Here is a 17,999-nt window from a genome sequence, read left to right as displayed (position 1 = left end):
TCTTCTACGAGCGGGGTCTGCGGGGTTCGTGAGTGCGCGTGCGACCCCGGGCCAGGGGGGGGAGGGGCCCGGGGCCGCAGTGCGCTCCCCGGGTCAGCCGGACGTCCGTGTCTTGGCGAGCATCTGGGCGTGGTCGGCGGCGTAGCGGCGCATGTACTCCTGCGTCTCGGCGGCGACGAACGCCCACCGGGTCCCGGCCGGGACGTGGATCTCGACTTGGCGGGCAGCGAGGAAGAACCGGGAGGCGATCGCGCTTCCGAGGCCGGGACAGATTCGGAGGGCGTCCTCCCCGAAGCGGACGACCACGGTGTGGCAGTCGACGGAGTGACGCGTCTGGCTGTAGAGGTCGGCGGTGACGTCGTGGCTGCTGGTGTAGGGGCCGGTGAGGTCGACCGTGACGACGAGGCGGACTTCGGGGACGGCTACCTCGTCCTGCGGACGCAGCGGAAGGGGGCGTTCGTCGTGGGCGTGGGCCGGAGCCGGTTCCAGGTGTACGGGGTGGTCGATCGGCCACCGGCCGGGTCGGCGGTCCTGGGTGCTGGTCACGCTGCCTCCTTGGCCGAGGTGGTCTGGTGGAAGATGACGCGGAGCCGGGCGCGCTGGTCGTCGGTGAGGGGCGGGGCCTGGTCGACGAGGCGGTCTATGCGCTCCCAGTAGCCGGCAGGCCGGGCCGGACGGCCGGGGGTGTCCCCGGCCGTCGCGGTCTGCTGTGTGGCGTTCACCGGTTGCCCTCGGCGGTGTCCTGCGCCACGTGGTCGCGGAGGGCCCGCAGGCGGGAGACGAACTGCTCCAGGTCCCCGATCAGCTGGTCGGTCCCGGCCGCGTCCAGGTCCGCGTCCGCGCAGGGGTCGCCCCACACGGAGACCAGGGCCGCGCCCGCCTCCGACTCGAAGACGGTGGCGTTGAGCAGGGCCGCGCTCGCGCCCGGGGCCTCGACGCTGTACGCCTCGGCGGCCGGGTCCAGCGGGGCGATCCCGTCGAGCGTGTCGGCCAGGGCCTCGACCTTGTCGAGGTGGGCGCGCAGCTCCGCGACCCGGGCGCGGGTCTCGTCGGGGGTCAGGTCGGTGTCGAGGAAGCTGACCTTCGGCGTCTCGTCGTTGCTCGCGAGGAGGGTCGCCATCAGGACCGGGTCGCCGAGCCCGTCCGGGGTGGGCGCCTCGATGTAGGGGGCGTAGTGGTCCCGGTGCTCGCCCGTCTCGGTGCACCAGTCGTGCGTCGCGCAGCGGGCGGGGAGGATGCCGGCGCGGATGGCGGCGGCGGTGCAGATGTCGGCCAGCTCGGCGGGCGGGACGGCGAGCTGGGGCACCTGGGCCAGGACGGCCGCGGCGACGGCCGCACCGAACGGCGTCGACACGGCGGCGCCGGTCTGGCTGGTCTTCGGCTGGGCGCGACGTCCGCGGGTCGGTACAGTGGTCATCGAGCTTCCGATCTGCTGGTAGGCGGATTCGTGGATGTGCTCGACAGACGGCGCTCGGGTGGCACCCCGGGCGTCGTCGTCGTATGCCGGAGGCGTCGCAACACGGCAAGTCACGCCGGGACCTTTTGCTGCACATACGGCTGGAGCAGCGTGTGGAGCTCTTGGAGCTCCAACACCTTGGCCAAGCGGTACAAGGAGTCGATCGAGAGTTGCTTCTCACCTCGCTCGACCTTCGACAGGTGTCCCGGGTCGATGCCGGAGCGCTGTGCCGCCGTCCGCAGACTCAACCCCTTGGCAACCCGAAGGCGCCGCAACGGCGGTCCGCTGAACGTCTCCGTTGAGTCGTTCTGCATGTCGTTGACAGTAGAAGCGGCGATGGCCAGAAGTCAACCAAACGTGGAACCGGGCTTCAGCTTTCGTTGACTCCCGGTCTACAGTGGGCGTCATGGCACGCAACCCGGCCCAACCAGGGCCGCCCCCCGAGGACGAGGCTGGACCCGCGACGTTCTGGTCGGTCAACCAGCTGGTCTCCTATAACCTCCTGCGCGCCAGGCGTGCGCAGGGCTGGACGCAGCAGCAGCTGGGCGAGCAGCTCGGGCAGTACACGGGGCGCCCATGGTCGAACGCCAGCGTCAGCGCTGCGGAACGCGCCTACCAGGGCGGCAGGCCGAGAAAATTCGACCTGGACGAGATCAACGCGTTTTGCGCGGTCTTCGACGTCCCGTTCGCGTTCTTCATGCTGCCTCCGGCTGGCGACTTTCTCATCTCCTCCCCCATGGGGGAGGCCGATGAAGAACCGGCTGGGAGGTTTGGCGTAGATCCTGTCATGTATCTGCGTCGGATTCTCGCGGTAGATCCATCACCCGCGTTCCTTGAGCGTGCGCAGTCTGCGTCGCGCGAGCACGCCACCCTCGACTTCATCCCGGCCAAATGGGAGTACGCCCCCCCTGTGGCTGAGCCCAGCGAGGAGACTGTGCAGCTCTCGGTGCAGGCAGAGGAGAAGCGACAGGACCTGCAGGAACGCCTAGACCTTCCCGAGAGCGTGATTCAGGCGCTTCTGGAGACGCACTCGGAAGAGATCGCCACCAACGTCGCAGTGCACCTCGAAAAAATGGGTTATCTCCGAAATCCTGAATTGGAGAAGCTCCAGCGAGAGCTGCAGGATCTGCACAATAAGATGACGCAGTTTCTTGCGGATGAAGAGGCGGGGGATGGATAGGAATCGGTGCGCGGAGGTTCATCCATTCCGGAGCCAAGCGATGTCGATGGTCTCGTAGTCGAAATACCCGCCGTCGGGCATGCGGCCGCGCCGCGCCGGCCGCACTGTGACCGTCATCAGGGCACGCAGCACCGCGCGCTGTTGATCCAGCGGTGTGGCCTTCCAGGCGGCCCGCACGTCAGGCGCTCCGACGAGCGGAACCAGCGGGTCCTTCAGCGCCGCCTTGCCGAGCTGCCGGTTGACCCCCTCCAGCTGGGCTCGCGCCGCGTCCGAACCCTCGGTGAACTGCGCCATCGTGATCTGCCCCGAGCCGAACAGCCCGGCGAGGTCCGTGAGGCGCCGCCGGATCTGCTCGCTCTCCGCCTGGAGGTCGGCCACGTTTGCGTCGTCGGGTCCCGGCAGGAGGAGATCGTGGGCGTCCGGCCGCGACAGGCGCTCGATGATGAGGTCCTGTACGTACTCGTCGAGCTTGTCGCCACGGCGGCCGCCGGCGTGCCGGGTCTGGCACCGGTAGGTGGAGTGGCGGGCACCGCCGGACCGGGTGCTGATCATCGTCTTGTCGCAGCCGTCGATGCCGCACCTGTAGATCATCGACCCGAACCACTTCGGCTCAGGGCCGGGGGTGGTGCGGCGTGACGGGTCGGACAGGACCGCCACGACGGCCCTGAAGCGCGCCTCGTCGACGATCGGCTCCCACGCGCCGCGGCCGATCTCCTCGCCCCTGTATACGGCGATCCCGGCGTTCCTCGGGCGCACCAGCATGTCCCGTGCCTCTTGCTGGGTGATCGGGTTGCCGCGCGTAGTGGTCAGCCCCTTGTCGGCGAGCCACCTCATGAACGCGTTGACGGACCCGCCGGCCAACAGGCTGTTGGTGCCGTGCTCAACGGCCGCGGCCTCTTCCGGGACGAGCCTGTTCATGTCCAGGACGGGCACCTGGATCTCCTTGCCGGTCCGCCTGTCGACCTTCGTGGTCGTCTCGCCGGTCGGCACGCCCCAGCCGAACGGCCGGATGCCGCCGCCCCATTCACCCGCCCTCGCCTTCTGCAAGCGGGCCCGGGCCACGCGCTCGGCCTTGTGCTCCGACTCGTGCCGCGCGACGGCGCCGAGCATCCGAGCGACCATGCGACCCGACGGTGTGGCCAAGTCGATGGGCCCGGCCTGGCAGGTGTGGGTCGTCACGCCGCGGCGCTCCGAGATGTCGATGTACTCCTCCAGCTCGGTGGGCGAGCGGTGGAGCCGGTCGGTGTGCCAGGCGATGACGATGGTGGCTACGCCGTCCTCGAGGTCGGCGAGCATGCGCCGGTAGTCCTTGCGCGGCTTGCCGCTGTACGCCGACATGTCGTTGTCGACGTAGGTCTCGACGACGGCCCACCCGTTCCGCTCGGCGAGGGCCTCGCAGTCCTCGCGCTGTCGGTCGACGCCCAGGTGGGCGCCGGAACGGTCCTGGCTGATGCGGACGTAGATGACGGCGCGGACCCGGCCGTTGACCGTGCGGGTGGTCTTCATGCACACCTAGTGTGCCCGAACAAAGGCGTCTTGACGACAACTTCGGGAAGACGACGCTGCTGGCGGCGTTGTTGAGCCTGGTGGGGGAGCGGGAGCGGATCGTCCTGGCCGAGGACTCGGCGGAGCTGCGCCCCGACCACCCGCACGTCGTCCGGCTGGAGGCACGACCGCCGAACCAGGAGGGGGCCGGGCGGGTGACGCTGCGGGACCTGGTGCGCCAGGCGCTGCGGATGCGGCCGGACCGGCTCGTCGTGGGGGAGGTGCGGGGAGCGGAGGTGGCCGACCTCCTCGCCGCCCTCAACACCGGCCACGAAGGCGGCTGCGGCACCGTGCACGCCAACACGGCCGGGGACGTACCCGCCCGTCTGGAGGCCCTGGGGACGACCGCGGGGCTGGACCGGGCCGCCCTGCACAGCCAACTGGCCGCCGGGCTTTCGGCGGTCGTCCACCTCGTCCGGGCCCCCGGCGGGCAGCGGCGCGTCGCTGAGGTCCACGTACTCCGACGACGCCCCGACGGACTGGTCGTGACGGTCCCCGCGCTGCGGTGGGCGCCGGCGGGGTTCGTCGAGGAGCGCGGCTGGGAGCGGCTGCGCACGCTGATCGGAGGTACGCGATGGTGACGGTCGGACCCGTGTCGGGGGCGGTGCTGTGCCTGGGCGCGGCGGTCTGGCTCCATACCGGCGGCGCCCGTGGGGCACGGCGCGGCAGAGCGCTGTTCACCGGTGGCGCGGCCACCGAGTCGGCGACCATCGAGCCGGCATCCGCCGTCCGGTGGCCGTTCGGAAGGCCCTGGTCGGGACTCGGGCCGGAGTGGCTGTGCCTCCCCGCCGCCGTGGCGCTCGCCCTCCTGGGCGGATCACCGATCCCCCTTCCGGCCGGGCTCGCGGCGGTCCCGCTGGTGAGGCGGCGGCTCCGGGCGAGGGCACGCGCCAAGGAGCGCGACCTGCGTACCGACGGAGTGATCGCGCTGTGCGCCGCCGTCGCCGCCGAACTCCGTGCCGGTTGCCAGCCCGTCCAGGCCCTCAGGTTCGCGGCCCGGAGCACCGGGGCGCTGGGCGCGGGGGAGGCAGCCGTACTGGCGGCCGCGCGCTTCGGCGGAGACGTCCCGGACGCGCTGAGACGCGCGGCGGACGCGGACGGGGCGGACGGGCTGGCCGGGCTCGCGGCGTGCTGGCAGGTGGCGGTGGACGGGGGCGCCGGGCTGGCCGCCGGGCTCGACCGATTGGAGGCCGCCCTGCGCGACCGGCGAGAGCAGCGGGAGCGCCTGCGGGCGGAGCTGAGCGGGGCCTGGGCGACTGTCGTACTGCTCGCGCTGCTGCCCTTGGCAGCCCTCGCCATGGGGGCCGCCCTCGGAGCCCGACCGCTCCACGTCCTCCTGCACACCCCGGCGGGCTGGGGCTGCCTCCTGCTGGGCGGTGCGCTGGAAGCCGCCGGCCTGTGGTGGGCCCGGCGCATCGTCGAGGCCGGTGAGGAGCCGTGAACGCCGACACCGCCGAGGTTGTCCACCGCCTGTGGACAGTCGCGACCCTCCTGGGAAGTGCCCTGTGCGCGGCCTGGGTGACGGCCCGGGCCCGGCGCGCCGTACGGGCCTGCCGACGGCTGACCGCCCTGGGAGGAACCCGCCCCGAGCGGCCTCCCGCGCGGTGGCGCGGTGGGCGGGCACGGTTGGCCTGTGCCCCGTGGACGACCCCCGCGGCGGCCCTGAGCGCCGGGTGGCTGTTGATCGGCGGGACCGCGGGCTGCCTGATCGGTGCCGCCGCGGCCTACGGCGTCCACAGATGGCAGCGGCGGCCGCGCCCCGACACCGGCGACACCGAGGCCGCGCGCCGGCTGCCGCCGGCGGCGGAACTCCTGGCCGCCTGCCTGTCGGCCGGAGCGGGCCCCCGTGAGGCCGCCGAAGCGGTGGGCCGTTCCATGGGCGGCCCCCTCGGTGAGCGGCTCGGACGGACAGCCGCCGAACTGGCGCTCGGCGGCGACCCGGGCGAGGCGTGGGGCCGGTTCGGCGACGTGCCGGGGGCGCGCCCGCTGGCCCGCTGCCTGGAGCGCGCCGCGGCGACGGGAGCCCCGGCGGCCGGGCCGGTCACCCGACTGGCCGCCGGACTGCGGGCCGACCAGGCGCGCGCCGCCGCGGCCCGCGCCCAGCGCACCCAGGTCCTGATCACGGCCCCGGTGGGCCTGTGCTTCCTGCCCGCGTTCCTGGCGGTCGGTGTCGCGCCGGTCGTCATCGGACTGGCCGGACGCCTCCTGTGAGGCGCCTGCTCCGCACCGGTGCGGGTGCGGCACCACATGACGACGACGGACGAAAGGAGATCGCCATGGGGCGACGAACGACGGAGTGGACGAAGTGGACCGAGCGGACCGGGCGAACCGGGCGAACCAGGCGGATCGGGTGGGCCGGGTGGACGAGGCGGACCGAGCGGATCGGGTGGGCCGGGTGGGCCGGGTGGACGAGGCGGCGCTGGTCGGCCGTTCGGGCCGGGGCCGGCGGGGACGCGGGCATGAGCACGGCCGAGTACGCGATGGGCACGATTGCCGCGTGCGCCTTCGCCGCCGTGCTGTACAAGGTCGTCACGAGCGGAGCCGTCTCGGCGGGACTGACGTCGGTGATCGAGAAGGCCCTCGATGCGCCCTTCTGAGCCCCGCCCCGCCGCAGCCGGCCCGCCCGCGGCTCATTGCCCCGCAGTCGGCCCGCCCGCAGCCCACCTGCCCGGACCCCGTCGCCCAGCGGCGGGCCACCGGGAAGGGCCCGCGCGTCGGGAGCCGGGCCGATCGGGGGTCCGTGACGGCCGAGGCGGCCCTGGCCATGCCGGCCCTGGTGCTCTTCACCCTGACCCTGCTGTGGGGGATCGTCGCGGGGGCCGCGCAGATCCAGTGCGTGGACGCGGCCCGTGCGGGAGCCCGGGCGGCGGCCCGCTCGGAGCCGGAGCAGTCGGTGCTGGCCGCCGCTCGTGCCGCGGCCCCGCAGGGGGCGGACGTGGTCCTGGAGCGGGTCGGCGAGTTGTGGCGGGTGCGGGTGGAGGCGCCCGCGCCCGGCCCGGCCCCGTGGACGATGACGCTCCGCGCGGAGGCGGCCGCCCTGGCGGAGGACACGGTGGCCGCCCCGACCGCGAGCGGGCCGGACTGACCCGTGGCCGGGACCGGGGCTCGGCCAGCGTGTGGGCGGCCCTGGCGGCGGGAGCGCTGTGCGTCGTCTTCGCGGCGGTACTGGCCCTGGGGCAGGCCGTGACCGCCCGGCACAGGGCCGGCGGAGCCGCCGACCTGGCCGCCCTCGCGGCGGCCGACCGGGCACTGCAGGGCGCTGACGAGGCGTGCCGGGCGGCGGCACGGGTCGCCCGCGCGCAGCGTGCCGAAGTGGCGCGGTGTGACGTGCGCGGCGAGATCGCCGAGGTGACGGCCCGGGCAAGGTTCGGCCCGTACGCGCCGGAGGTCAGGTCCCGCGCCGGCCCTCCCGAGGCGTGGCCGGGGGCGCCGGGGGCCGGCGGGACGTGGCCGGGTTCGCGAGCGGCTGCTGCTCGGTCGTCGGGCCCGGCGGGCGCTAGACGCCCGGTGCCTCCTCCACGGCGACCGCCCGACCTCGCGGGTCCTCGGGAGCGCCCCGCAGCAGTTCGGTGAGCAGGCGTACCGCGCCGCGCTTGTGGAGGGGGTCGTTGCCGTTGCCGCACTTGGGTGACTGGATGCAGGACGGGCAGCCCGCCTCGCACTCGCAGGACGCGATGGCCTCGCGGGTCGCCTCCAGCCACGCCCGGGCGGTGTGGAAGGCGCGCTCGGCGAAGCCGGCCCCGCCCGGGTGGCCGTCGTACACGAAGACCGTGGGCAGCAGCGTGTCCGGGTGCAGGGGGACCGACACACCGCCGATGTCCCAGCGGTCGCAGGTGGCGAAGAGCGGCAGCAGGCCGATCGAGGCGTGTTCGGCCGCGTGGAGCGCCCCGCCGAGCTGCTCGGGGTTCACGCGGGCCGCGTCGAGCTGGTCCTCCGTCACCGTCCACCAAACGGCCCGGGTGCGCAGGGTGCGCGGTGGGAGGTCGAGCTTCGTCTCACCGAGGACCTCGCCGGTGATGACCCGGCGGCGGAGGAAGGAGACCACCTGGTTGGTGACCTCGACGGAGCCGTAGCAGAGCCGGCCGTCACCCCACGGGACCTGCGTGTCGGTCTCCAGGACGGAGATGGAGGTGGTGTCGCGGGCGGTGGTGGAGTACGGGGGGTCGGCCTCCTCCACGAGGGCGACGGAGTCCTTCAGGTCGAGCCGGCGTACGAGGTGGGTGCGGCCCTGGTGGAGGTGGACGGCGCCCTCGTGGACGGTGGTGTGGGCCGCCGCCGCGTCGACGGTGCCGAGGAGACGGCCGGTACCGGCTTCCACGATCTGCACCGGGGTGCCGCCCGCGCCCCGGATGTCGGCGAGGTCGGCCGCCCGCTCACGTCGGGTCCAGTACCAACCGGACACGCGCCGGCGCAGCAGGCCGGCCCCCTCCAGCTGGGGCAGCAGGTCGGGGGCGGACGGGCCGAACAGCTCCAGGTCGCCGTCGGTCAGCGGGACCTCGGCCGCCGCCGCGCACAGATGGGGGGCGAGGACGTACGGGTTGTCCGGGTCGAGGACGGTCGACTCCACCGGCCGGCGGAACAGGGCCTCCGGGTGGTGGACGAGGTAGGTGTCGAGCGGGTCGTCGCGGGCGACGAGCACGGCCAGGGCGCCCTCGCCGGACCGTCCGGCGCGCCCGGCCTGCTGCCACAGGGACGCGCGCGTCCCCGGGTACCCGGCGATGATGACCGCGTCCAGGCCCGAGACGTCGATGCCCAGCTCCAGGGCGGTCGTCGCGGCCAGGCCGAGCAGCTCGCCGGAGTGGAGCGCCCGCTCCAGGGCCCGCCGCTCCTCTGGCAGGTAGCCGCCCCGGTAGGCGGCGACCCGGCGGGCGAGGGAGCGGTCCACCTCGGCGAGCCGCTCCTGGGCGATCACGGAGATCAGTTCGGCCCCCCGACGTGACCGGACGAACGCCACCGACCGCACTCCCTGGACCGTCAGGTCGGTCAGCAGGTCGGCGGTCTCCGCGGTGGCGGTGCGGCGTACCGGCGCGCCGTGCTCCCCCCGCAGCTCGGTCAGCGGGGGCTCCCACAGGGCGAAGACCAGTTCGCCGCGCGGGGAGGCGTCGTCGGCCACCTCCCTCACCGGCAGGCCGGTGAGGCGGCACGCGGCGGCGGCGGGTTCCGCGGCGGTGGCGGAGGCGAGGAGGAAGACCGGCTCGGAGCCGTATCGGGCGCACAGGCGGCGCAGACGGCGCAGCACCTGGGCGACGTGCGAGCCGAAAACGCCCCGGTAGGTGTGGCATTCGTCGATGACGACGTAGCGCAGGGCGCGCAGGAAGGAGGACCAGCGGGGGTGGGACGGGAGTACGCCCCGGTGCAGCATGTCGGGGTTGGTCAGCACGTAGTTGGCGTACTGGCGGACCCACTCGCGTTCCTCGACCGGCGTGTCGCCGTCGTACACGGCCGGCCGGACGCGGGTGCCGAGGGGAGCGGCGAGCGCCTTCACGGCGCGCAGCTGGTCGGCGGCGAGCGCCTTGGTGGGGGAGAGGTACAGGGCGGTGGCGCCACGCCCGTTCGCCGCCTCCGAACCGTCCAGGAGCGTGGACAGGACGGGCGCGAGATAAGCGAGGGACTTGCCGGACGCCGTGCCCGTGGCGATCACGACCGACTCGCCGTCCAGGGCGTGCTCGGCGGCCGCCGCCTGGTGGGCCCACGGGTGGTCGACGCCGGCCAGGTGAATGGCGTTGATCACTTCCGGGCGGATGCGGTCCGGCCATACGGCATGGCGCCCCTCCCTCGGGGGCAGGTGCTCCGTATGAGTGATGCGCGCAGCCCGGTTCGCCCTCGCGGCGAGCCGGTCGAGGACCGTACCGGGAGAGGGGCGGGCGTCCCCGTTCTCGGGAGGACGACTGGGGCGGTGATTCCTGGCCATCGACACCGAGTGTGTCACCGGCGTGACGGACAATGCTCCCAAGGCGTCGTGCATGGCTGCTGGTAAGTGATTGAATGCCATCGCGGCTGGCGATCCGCCTCCTGGCTCCGCTGGGGAGACCCGGGGGCGACCGCTCGATAGCAAGGTGCTGGAGGATCCGTGGACCTGTCCCTGTCGACTCGCAATGTGTCCGGCCCTGGTGGCGACCGTACGGTCGTCGAGGTCGGTGGCGAGATTGATGTGTATACCGCGCCCAAGCTGCGCGAGCAGTTGGTCGAGTTGGTGAACGACGGCAGCTACCACCTGGTCGTCGACATGGAGGGCGTGGACTTCCTGGACTCCACCGGCCTCGGCGTCCTCGTGGGCGGCCTGAAGCGGGTGCGTGCCCATGAGGGTTCGTTGCGCCTCGTCTGCAACCAGGAGCGCATTCTGAAGATCTTCCGGATCACCGGTCTGACGAAGGTGTTCCCCATCCACACGACGGTCGACGAGGCCGTCGCCGCCACCGACTGACGCCCTGACCGCAGGTCCCGTCCCGGTCTCCGCCGGGGCAGGGCCACGGCGTGGCGCCGGCTCCCGGAAGGCGGGCCGGTACGGCTTCGGTGACCGGACCAGGGCCCCTGGCCCAAGGGCCAGGCCGCCGGACCGGCAGGCACCCCGTCACGGGGGTGCGGTGCCGGTCCTCGTCGTGCCGTGCCGGCGCCGTTCGGCCCGAGGCGTCCGGCCCGGGCGCGGCGCCGGAAGGGACCGGGCGAGGCCCGGCGTGGCCGCGGCTTGGCCTGTGACGTCGCGTCGGTGTCGGACGGCGGGCTACGGCCGGGCGCCGGGGAGGCGTTACGGCCACTCGTCGGCTCAGCCGTGAGGCGGCGCTTCCGCGCGGGTAGGACAAGCCGTAGGCGCCGCGAGGGCGGCATGGTGCGGGACCCGCGAGGTTCCCGTCCATACCGGCCGCACCGGCTCCCGGGCGCCCGCCCGAGGCGCGCCGCCACGGGCGCCGTCGCGGGCGGTCAGGCCCCGCTCGGTGCGCGGACACGCCCGGGCGCGGGTCACAGCCCGGCCGAGTCTCGGCCGGTGGGGATGGACCGGGTGGACCCGGGGCATCCGGAGGAACGGCAGGGATGCCGGGCAGCCGGCCCGGCGAGGTCCCTGAGTCGCACGCTCGTACGCCCGAGGGGGACCGCATGGCCACCGTTGAACTCCGCTTCAGCGCCCAGCCCGAGCACGTCCGGACCGCCCGGTTGGTGGCGGCCGCCGTGGCGCGCCGGGCCGGGGTCGACGAAGCCGTGCTGGACGAGGTGAGGCTCGCCGTGGGCGAGGCCTGCTCGCGCGCCGTCGGCCTGCACCGCAGCAACGGCGTCGAGGCGCCCGTGCGCGTCCTGCTGAACGAGGAGGAGAAGGCGTTCTCCATCGAGGTCGGCGACGAGGTGCCCGGCGCCGGGGTCGCGGCCGCCGACGCCGCGGGCGTCCCCGGCTCGCGCGAGGGCGCGCCGTCGCAGGACTTCGACGACGCGGAGGGCGAGGACCAGATGGGCCTCGCCGTGATCAGCGGGCTCGTCGACGACGTCGAGGTCTCCGCCGGCGAACACGGCGGACTCATTCGGATGAGCTGGCCCAGGCCGGCTTCGGCCGAGGCGCCCTGATCCCTCCCGCATGGCGGAGAACCGCTCCCAGGCCCTGCTGAGCAGGGCCTTTTTCTTTTTCCCGCAACTCCCCGCCCGCGATCGTCCTGCGGTTCACACCCCCGCCCCATTACTGCGTCCGGGTGGATTTTCGGAATGGATCATTTGCCGACGGGTGAACACCGGACAATGGTGTTCTTCGGCGCCCTGTTTTGATCGGGTTCCGCTCCCTACAATCCGTCCACATCTTGAGTTCTGACGTCAAGGAGGACGAATGGCGGGGCTCTTCGACCCACAGCAGTCCTACGACTCGATCTCTCTCGCCGCCGCGGTTCTCACCGAGGGGAACCGGACCATCGTGATCGTGGTCGCGGCCGTGGCGCTGCTCGCCCTGATCGTCGCCCAGCTGCTCGTTCGCCAGGTGCTGGCCGCCGGTGAGGGCACCGAATCCATGAAGGAGATCGCCGCCGCGGTCCAGGAGGGAGCGAACGCCTATCTCGCCCGGCAATTGAGGACCGTGGGGATCTTCGCGGTCGTCGTGTTCTTCCTCTTGTTCCTGCTTCCGGCGGACGACTGGTCGCAGCGCGCGGGGCGTTCCTTGTTCTTCCTCGTCGGCGCGCTTTTCTCCGCCGTCACCGGATACATCGGCATGCGCCTCGCGGTCCGCGCCAATGTGCGGGTGGCGGCGGCGGCGCGTGAGGCGACCCCGGCGCCGGGCGAACCGGAAAAGGACCTGACGGCCGTCGCGCACAAGGCCATGAAGATCGCTTTCCGTACGGGCGGCGTCGTCGGCATGTTCACCGTCGGCCTCGGCCTCCTCGGCGCCTCCTGCGTGGTGCTCGTCTACGCGGCCGACGCGCCGAAGGTCCTGGAGGGCTTCGGCCTCGGCGCCGCGCTCATCGCCATGTTCATGAGGGTCGGCGGCGGCATCTTCACCAAGGCGGCCGACGTCGGCGCCGACCTCGTCGGCAAGGTCGAGCAGGGCATCCCCGAGGACGACCCGCGCAACGCCGCCACCATCGCCGACAACGTCGGGGACAACGTCGGCGACTGCGCGGGCATGGCCGCCGACCTCTTCGAGTCGTACGCCGTCACGCTGGTCGCCGCGCTGATCCTCGGCACGGCCGCCTTCGGCGACCTGGGCCTCGTCTTCCCGCTGATCGTCCCGGCGATCGGCGTCGTCACCGCGATGATCGGCGTGTTCGCGGTCGCGCCGCGGCGCGCCGACCGCAGCGGGATGTCGGCGATCAACCGCGGCTTCTTCATCTCCGCGCTGATCTCCCTGGCCCTCGTCGCCGTCGCCGCCTACGTCTACCTGCCGTCCTCCTACGCGGAGCTGCAGGGCGTCACCGACCCGGCCGTCCAGGCCCACGGCGGCGACCCGCGGGTCCTGGCCCTCGTCGCCGTCGCGATCGGCATCGTCCTGGCCGCACTGATCCAGCAGCTGACCGGCTACTTCACCGAGACGGGCAGGCGGCCCGTGAAGGACATCGGCAAGTCGGCCCTGACCGGCCCCGCCACCGTGATCCTCGCGGGCATCTCCATCGGCCTGGAGTCCGCCGTCTACACGGCGCTGCTCATCGGCCTCTCCGTCTACGGGGCGTTCCTCCTCGGCGGTACGTCGATCATCCTGGCGCTGTTCGCCGTGGCGCTCGCCGGCACCGGGCTGCTCACCACCGTCGGCGTGATCGTCGCGATGGACACCTTCGGGCCCGTCTCCGACAACGCGCAGGGCATCGCCGAGATGTCCGGCGACGTCCAGGGCGCCGGCGCGCAGGTCCTCACCGACCTCGACGCCGTCGGCAACACCACCAAGGCCATCACCAAGGGCATCGCCATCGCCACGGCGGTCCTCGCCGCCGCGGCGTTGTTCGGTTCGTACCGCGACGCCATCGCCACCGCCGTCGCCGACGTCGGAGCCGAGGCGACCGAGCTGACGCTCAGCATGGACATCTCGCAGCCCAACAACCTCGTCGGCCTCATCCTGGGCGCCGCGGTCGTCTTCCTCTTCTCCGGCCTGGCGATCAACGCCGTCTCGCGGTCGGCCGGGTCGGTCGTCTACGAGGTGCGGCGCCAGTTCCGCGAGCGCCCGGGGATCATGGACTACTCCGAGAAGCCGGAGTACGGGCGGGTCGTGGACATCTGCACCAAGGACGCCCTGCGGGAACTGGCGACCCCCGGACTGCTCGCCGTGCTGGCACCGATCGCGGTCGGCTTCACCCTGGGCGTCGGGGCGCTCGGCGCGTACCTCGCCGGTGCGATCGGTACGGGCCTGCTGATGGCGGTCTTCCTGGCCAACTCGGGCGGCGCCTGGGACAACGCCAAGAAACTCGTCGAGGACGGCCACCACGGCGGCAAGGGCAGCGAGGCGCACGCCGCGACCGTCATCGGCGACACGGTGGGCGACCCGTTCAAGGACACGGCGGGCCCGGCGATCAACCCGCTGCTGAAGGTCATGAACCTCGTCGCGCTGCTCATCGCCCCCGCCGTCGTGCAGTTCGGCCACGGTCCGGACGCCAGCCCGGGCGTGCGGGCCGTGATCGCGACGGTGGCGCTCCTCGTGATCGTCGGGGCGGTGTACGCGTCGAAGCGGCGCTCCGTGGCCGGGGACGACGACGGTGACACGCCCCGGCGTGTCGCGAACCCACCGGACGAGGTGACGCCGACCCGTTGAGCGGCCTCGCGCCGACGGTGTGACGCCAGGTCAGGCGCCCGGTACGCGGGATGGACGAACCCCGCGCACCGGGCGCCGACGTGTCACGGTGAGCCTTCTCTCTTGTGGTGCAAATGGCTGCAAAGGGGGATGCGGTGGACATACGACTCGCGGATGTCGCCCACTTGGCGTGTATGTTCCGGGGCCGAGAGCCTTGGAAGGGACCAATCCGGTGAACAAGAAGCTTGTAGCCGCGCTGTCCAGCGGTGCGGTGCTCGTACTGGTGCTGTCGGGTTGCAGCGACGACGGTGAGGACGACCGCGGCAAGGTGGACGCCTGGGCCAAGACGTTCTGCGACCAGGCGAAGCCGCAGATCCAGAAGCGGGCCGACGCCCAGCAGACCATCATCTCCACGGCGGCCGACGGCAAGCCCGCCGATGTCCAGGCGGCGGACTCGAAGGCGTTCCAGGACATCGCCGACACCGACCGGGCGCTCGCCAAGGCGGTACAGGACGCCGGCGTCCCGCCCGTCGAGAACGGCGAGAAGCTCCAGCAGGACGCCGTGAAGGAACTCAACTCCACCGCGACGGCCTACGAGAACCTGAAGAAGCGGGTCACCGCCCTCGATCCGAACGACCAGCAGAAGTTCGCCGAGGGCCTCCAGGGCGTCGCCGACGGGCTGAAGCGGATCGAGAAGATGGACCAGGACGCGCTGGCCAAGCTCCAGTCGGGCGAACTGGGCCAGGCCATGGCCAAGCAGCCGGGCTGCCAGAAGCCGAAGACGTCCGTCGCGCCGACGAAGACGAGCGGCCCGGCCGCCAAGCCCGGCGGCGGCACCTCGGCGTCCCCGTCCGCGGCGGCCTCCGGCGGCGGAGCGGCCGCGTCCCCGGCCGCGTCCGCGAAGCCCTCGGACGCCTCCGCCAAGCCTTCGGCCACCGCGAGCGGCGCGTCGGAGTAGCGGCACGCGAGAGGGCGGCACGCGTCCGAGCAGCGGTACGCGGACCACCCGTCCGGCCCGGTTTTCCACAGGGAAGCCGGGCCGTTCGTCATTGTCCGTGGCGCCCCTCACAATGAGCATGTGAGTACGACCAGCCTGACCACCAGCCTCCCGGTGCCGGACCGCGCGTCCCTTCTGCGTACCGCCTTCCTGGCCGCCGACTTCACCGCCGACGGGCTGCTCGACCGGCTCGGGGCCACCGCCTACGCCGCCCTCGCCCGCAGCGAGACGGTGCCCGCCCTGCGCGCCACCCGCGGGGACGGGGTCCTGGACACGCTCGTGCGGCTCTTCCTCCTCCAGCGGCCCGTGCCCCACGAGCGGGCCGGCGCCGCCCTCCCGCTGGACGAGGCGCTCGCCGACGGCTGGGTGATACGGGAGGGCGACGACGTCCGGGCCGTGGTCGACGTCCGGCCCTACGGCGGCCCGGAGGGCCAGGACTGGTTCATCGTCTCCGACCTCGGCTGCGCCGTGGGCGGGGCGAGCGGGGCCGGCGGCAAGGGCGAGGGCGTCGTCCTGGGCGTCGGCGGGGCCTCCACCACGCTGGCGGGGCTCACCGTCCGCACGCCGGTCGCGTCGGCGCTCGACCTCGGCACCGGCTCCGGCATCCAGGCGCTGCACGCCACCCAGCACGCCACGCGGGTGACGGCGACCGATCTCAACCCGCGCGCCCTGGAGTTCACCCGGCTGACGCTCGCGCTCTCCGGCGCCCCGGACGTCGACCTGCGGGCGGGCTCGCTTTTCGAGCCGGTCGCGACGGAGACGTACGACCTCATCGTGTCGAACCCGCCGTTCGTCATCTCCCCCGGCGCCAGACTCACCTACCGGGACGGCGGGATGGGCGGCGACGACCTGTGCCGCACGCTGGTCCGGCAGGCGGGGGACCGGCTCAACGACGGCGGCTACGCCCACTTCCTCGCCAACTGGCAGCACATCGAGGGCGAGGACTGGCAGGAGCGCGTCCGCTCCTGGGTGCCCGCCGGATGCGACGCGTGGATCGTCCAGCGCGAGGTCCAGGACGTCACGCAGTACGCGGAGTTGTGGCTGCGCGACGCCGGGGACCACCGTGAGACCCCGGAGGAGTACGCGGCGCGGTACGAGGCGTGGCTCGACGAGTTCGAGGCGCGCGGGACCAGGGCGGTGGGCTTCGGCTGGATCACGCTGCGCAGGACCGGCGCGCAGGTGCCGTCCGTCGTGGTGGAGGAGTGGCCGCATCCGGTCGAGCAGCCGCTCGGCGAGACCGTGCGCGCCCACTTCGCCCGCCAGGACTACCTGCGGACCCGTGACGACGCGGCGCTGCTGACCGACCGCTTCGTGCTCGCCCGCGAGGTGGTGCAGGAGCAGGTCGGCCTGCCGGGCGCGGAGGACCCCGAGCACGTCATCCTCCGGCAGAACCGCGGCATGCGGCGGGCGACCAAGGTGGACACGGTGGGGGCTGGCTTCGCGGGCGTCTGCGACGGGTCGCTCAGCGCCGGACGCATCCTGGATGCCATCGCCCAGCTGATGGGCGAGGACCCGGTCGTCCTGCGCGACCGCACCCCGAAGGCGATCCGCCTCCTTGTGGAGGAGGGTTTCCTGGAGCCCGTCGGACAGGAGGGCGTGCCCGCGACCTGACCGCCACTGCCCTGACCGCCACCGGCCTGACCGCGCCCGGCCCGACCGCCACCGGCCCGGCTTGACCGCGCCCGGCCCGACCGCCACCGGCCCGGCCCGACCGCCACCGGCCCGGCTTGACCGCGCCCGGCCCGACCGCCACCGGCCCGGCTTGACCGCGCCCGGCCCGACCGCCACCGGCCCGGCCTGACCGGCGTCTGCCCCACCGGCGCCCGCCTGACCGGCCGAGGGCGCGCCCTGCCGGGCCGGCGCCGGGTGGGTGATGGGCGGGCGCCGGTCCCGTGTCGTTCACCCGTGATTCGCGCCCCCGACGTCCGGAGGTGTCAGCCTCACCCGCGGGGATACCCGCATCCCCGCCGCCGCGCCGCGACCGGCGGCCCGGCAGCCGCCGGGCGCCCGCGGGCGGCGTCGACGGGAGACGCGTACGCGCGTACGGACGGAACGGGGTACGGGCATGGAGAGCGGACCGGCCATCTTCGCCGGCGCGGCGTTCACGGTCTTCGGCGCGGGGCTGCTGGTGTGGACGGCGGCCCGGGTGTCGCACCGCGCGCCGGTGGCGCACGGAGTGAGCCCGGCCACAGCCGTCGCCTTCGCGACGGTGTCCGGCGCCGCGTTCCTCGCGCTCGGAGTGTGGTGTTTCGGCCGTATCTGAGCGGCCACGCCCGGAACCACCGCCCGCCCCGCCGGCCGCGCGCGCCGCGCCGGCCGCCCCCGGGCGGGCCCCCGGACCGGCCGGACCCGCCCGGACCAGGGCCGCAGCCGGCCCGGGACCCGCCCCCGCGGCCCCACCGGGAGAACCGGCGCAGCGCCCCGGCCCCGCCCCGTCGCCGACCGTGGCACGCCACTAGCCGGAACGGGGGCCTCCGCGCCGTGAGGGGAGTCCGGGCGGCAGGAATGCCAGAAGTCGGGTTACCGTTCGAGTGGCCGTTGCGGGCTTTTGCCGTTTGACACGGGGGCGGGTTGTACCGTCACACTCCGCAGCGACAGCAGCGCCACAGCCGTGGCGCAGTGCCCGCAGTGCCCGTGG

At 73.5% G+C, this 17,999-nt stretch carries 18 protein-coding genes and 1 pseudogene; 13 read left to right on the top strand and 6 right to left on the bottom strand.

Annotated elements, in window-relative coordinates; all coding sequences use genetic code 11:
• Positions 1–93: 93 nt before the first annotated feature.
• The 4 genes from LPA54_RS19895 to LPA54_RS19880 all read right to left on the bottom strand — a co-directional run bounded on the left by LPA54_RS19895 (position 94) and on the right by LPA54_RS19880 (position 1,770).
• Complete coding sequence (locus LPA54_RS19895; protein ID WP_228979663.1) at positions 94–546, bottom strand: hypothetical protein; 453 nt, start codon at positions 544–546, stop codon at positions 94–96.
• A complete protein-coding gene (locus tag LPA54_RS19890; protein ID WP_228979662.1) occupies positions 543–722 on the bottom strand; it encodes a hypothetical protein in 180 nt (59 codons plus the stop codon). The genes LPA54_RS19895 and LPA54_RS19890 overlap by 4 nt, the downstream gene beginning before the upstream one ends.
• On the bottom strand, positions 719–1,417 hold the full coding sequence (locus LPA54_RS19885; RefSeq protein ID WP_228979661.1) for a hypothetical protein: 699 nt from the start codon (positions 1,415–1,417) through the stop codon (positions 719–721). The genes LPA54_RS19890 and LPA54_RS19885 overlap by 4 nt, the downstream gene beginning before the upstream one ends.
• Positions 1,418–1,527: 110 nt before the next feature.
• Entirely contained in the window at positions 1,528–1,770 is a 243-nt protein-coding gene (locus tag LPA54_RS19880; protein ID WP_228979660.1) for a helix-turn-helix domain-containing protein, read from the bottom strand.
• 92 nt (positions 1,771–1,862) lie between these two features.
• Between LPA54_RS19880 and LPA54_RS19875 the strand changes: the two genes are divergently transcribed.
• Positions 1,863–2,636, top strand: a complete 774-nt coding sequence (locus LPA54_RS19875) for a hypothetical protein (protein WP_228979659.1) — start codon at positions 1,863–1,865, stop codon at positions 2,634–2,636.
• A gap of 18 nt (positions 2,637–2,654) precedes the next feature.
• Here the strand turns inward: LPA54_RS19875 and LPA54_RS19870 are convergent, their stop codons facing one another.
• Positions 2,655–4,142 (bottom strand): recombinase family protein, encoded by a 1,488-nt coding sequence (locus tag LPA54_RS19870; protein WP_228979657.1) that lies wholly within the window; start codon positions 4,140–4,142, stop codon positions 2,655–2,657.
• Between the two features lie 44 nt (positions 4,143–4,186).
• Here LPA54_RS19870 and LPA54_RS19865 point away from each other — a divergent pair.
• The 6 genes and pseudogenes from LPA54_RS19865 to LPA54_RS19840 form a co-directional block, all read left to right on the top strand.
• Positions 4,187–4,762 (top strand): annotated as a pseudogene (locus LPA54_RS19865) (ATPase, T2SS/T4P/T4SS family); the annotation flags it as partial.
• Positions 4,756–5,622 carry a type II secretion system F family protein gene (locus LPA54_RS19860; protein ID WP_228979655.1) on the top strand — a complete coding sequence of 289 codons (867 nt, stop codon included), beginning with the start codon at positions 4,756–4,758 and terminating at the stop codon, positions 5,620–5,622. The pseudogene LPA54_RS19865 and the gene LPA54_RS19860, both read left to right, overlap by 7 nt.
• Positions 5,619–6,392, top strand: a complete 774-nt coding sequence (locus tag LPA54_RS19855; protein WP_228979653.1) for a type II secretion system F family protein — start codon at positions 5,619–5,621, stop codon at positions 6,390–6,392. Before LPA54_RS19860 ends, LPA54_RS19855 begins: the two co-directional genes overlap by 4 nt.
• A gap of 170 nt (positions 6,393–6,562) precedes the next feature.
• Positions 6,563–6,778: a DUF4244 domain-containing protein gene (locus tag LPA54_RS19850; protein ID WP_308112877.1), complete on the top strand. Its 216-nt coding sequence runs from the start codon at positions 6,563–6,565 to the stop codon at positions 6,776–6,778.
• Between the two features lie 143 nt (positions 6,779–6,921).
• A complete protein-coding gene (locus LPA54_RS19845) occupies positions 6,922–7,266 on the top strand; it encodes a TadE family type IV pilus minor pilin (protein WP_228979650.1) in 345 nt (114 codons plus the stop codon).
• Entirely contained in the window at positions 7,185–7,754 is a 570-nt protein-coding gene (locus LPA54_RS19840; RefSeq protein ID WP_308112876.1) for an Rv3654c family TadE-like protein, read from the top strand. The genes LPA54_RS19845 and LPA54_RS19840 overlap by 82 nt, the downstream gene beginning before the upstream one ends.
• Here LPA54_RS19840 and LPA54_RS19835 read toward each other — a convergent pair.
• A complete protein-coding gene (locus tag LPA54_RS19835; protein ID WP_228979649.1) occupies positions 7,678–10,173 on the bottom strand; it encodes a DEAD/DEAH box helicase in 2,496 nt (831 codons plus the stop codon). The two genes, LPA54_RS19840 and LPA54_RS19835, sit on opposite strands and share 77 nt — an antisense overlap.
• 78 nt (positions 10,174–10,251) lie before the next feature.
• On the opposite strand from LPA54_RS19835, the gene LPA54_RS19830 reads away from it, so the two are divergent.
• The 6 genes from LPA54_RS19830 (at position 10,252) to LPA54_RS19805 (ending at position 17,624) form a co-directional block, all read left to right on the top strand.
• Positions 10,252–10,605 (top strand): STAS domain-containing protein, encoded by a 354-nt coding sequence (locus tag LPA54_RS19830; RefSeq protein ID WP_003967428.1) that lies wholly within the window; start codon positions 10,252–10,254, stop codon positions 10,603–10,605.
• A gap of 668 nt (positions 10,606–11,273) precedes the next feature.
• On the top strand, positions 11,274–11,732 hold the full coding sequence (locus tag LPA54_RS19825) for an ATP-binding protein (protein WP_228979646.1): 459 nt from the start codon (positions 11,274–11,276) through the stop codon (positions 11,730–11,732).
• A 253-nt stretch (positions 11,733–11,985) separates the two neighbouring features.
• Entirely contained in the window at positions 11,986–14,385 is a 2,400-nt protein-coding gene (locus LPA54_RS19820; RefSeq protein ID WP_228979644.1) for a sodium-translocating pyrophosphatase, read from the top strand.
• A gap of 211 nt (positions 14,386–14,596) precedes the next feature.
• A complete protein-coding gene (locus LPA54_RS19815; RefSeq protein WP_228979642.1) occupies positions 14,597–15,322 on the top strand; it encodes a small secreted protein in 726 nt (241 codons plus the stop codon).
• Positions 15,323–15,442: 120 nt separating this feature from the next.
• Entirely contained in the window at positions 15,443–16,972 is a 1,530-nt protein-coding gene (locus tag LPA54_RS19810) for a class I SAM-dependent methyltransferase (protein WP_228979640.1), read from the top strand.
• Between the two features lie 454 nt (positions 16,973–17,426).
• Complete coding sequence (locus tag LPA54_RS19805) at positions 17,427–17,624, top strand: hypothetical protein (protein WP_228979638.1); 198 nt, start codon at positions 17,427–17,429, stop codon at positions 17,622–17,624.
• The last annotated feature ends 375 nt before the right edge of the window (positions 17,625–17,999 follow it).

Source organism: Streptomyces sp. DH12 (assembly GCF_020873895.1).
Classification (GTDB): Bacteria; Actinomycetota; Actinomycetes; order Streptomycetales; family Streptomycetaceae; genus Streptomyces.
The sequence above is the reverse complement of the archived record's forward strand: the minus strand, read 5'-3'. Positions and strand labels throughout refer to the sequence as shown.

What these genes read in the sequence shown, in the direction of transcription:
- LPA54_RS19825 (WP_228979646.1), top strand. Translation starts at nt 11,274, where the DNA reads ATGGCCACCGTTGAACTCCGCTTCAGCGCCCAGCCCGAGCACGTCCGG.
- LPA54_RS19835 (WP_228979649.1), bottom strand. Translation starts at nt 10,173, where the DNA reads ATGGCATTCAATCACTTACCAGCAGCCATGCACGACGCCTTGGGAGCA.
- LPA54_RS19870 (WP_228979657.1), bottom strand. Translation starts at nt 4,142, where the DNA reads ATGAAGACCACCCGCACGGTCAACGGCCGGGTCCGCGCCGTCATCTAC.
- LPA54_RS19860 (WP_228979655.1), top strand. Translation starts at nt 4,756, where the DNA reads ATGGTGACGGTCGGACCCGTGTCGGGGGCGGTGCTGTGCCTGGGCGCG.
- LPA54_RS19875 (WP_228979659.1), top strand. Translation starts at nt 1,863, where the DNA reads ATGGCACGCAACCCGGCCCAACCAGGGCCGCCCCCCGAGGACGAGGCT.
- LPA54_RS19805 (WP_228979638.1), top strand. Translation starts at nt 17,427, where the DNA reads ATGGAGAGCGGACCGGCCATCTTCGCCGGCGCGGCGTTCACGGTCTTC.
- LPA54_RS19885 (WP_228979661.1), bottom strand. Translation starts at nt 1,417, where the DNA reads ATGACCACTGTACCGACCCGCGGACGTCGCGCCCAGCCGAAGACCAGC.
- LPA54_RS19880 (WP_228979660.1), bottom strand. Translation starts at nt 1,770, where the DNA reads ATGCAGAACGACTCAACGGAGACGTTCAGCGGACCGCCGTTGCGGCGC.
- LPA54_RS19820 (WP_228979644.1), top strand. Translation starts at nt 11,986, where the DNA reads ATGGCGGGGCTCTTCGACCCACAGCAGTCCTACGACTCGATCTCTCTC.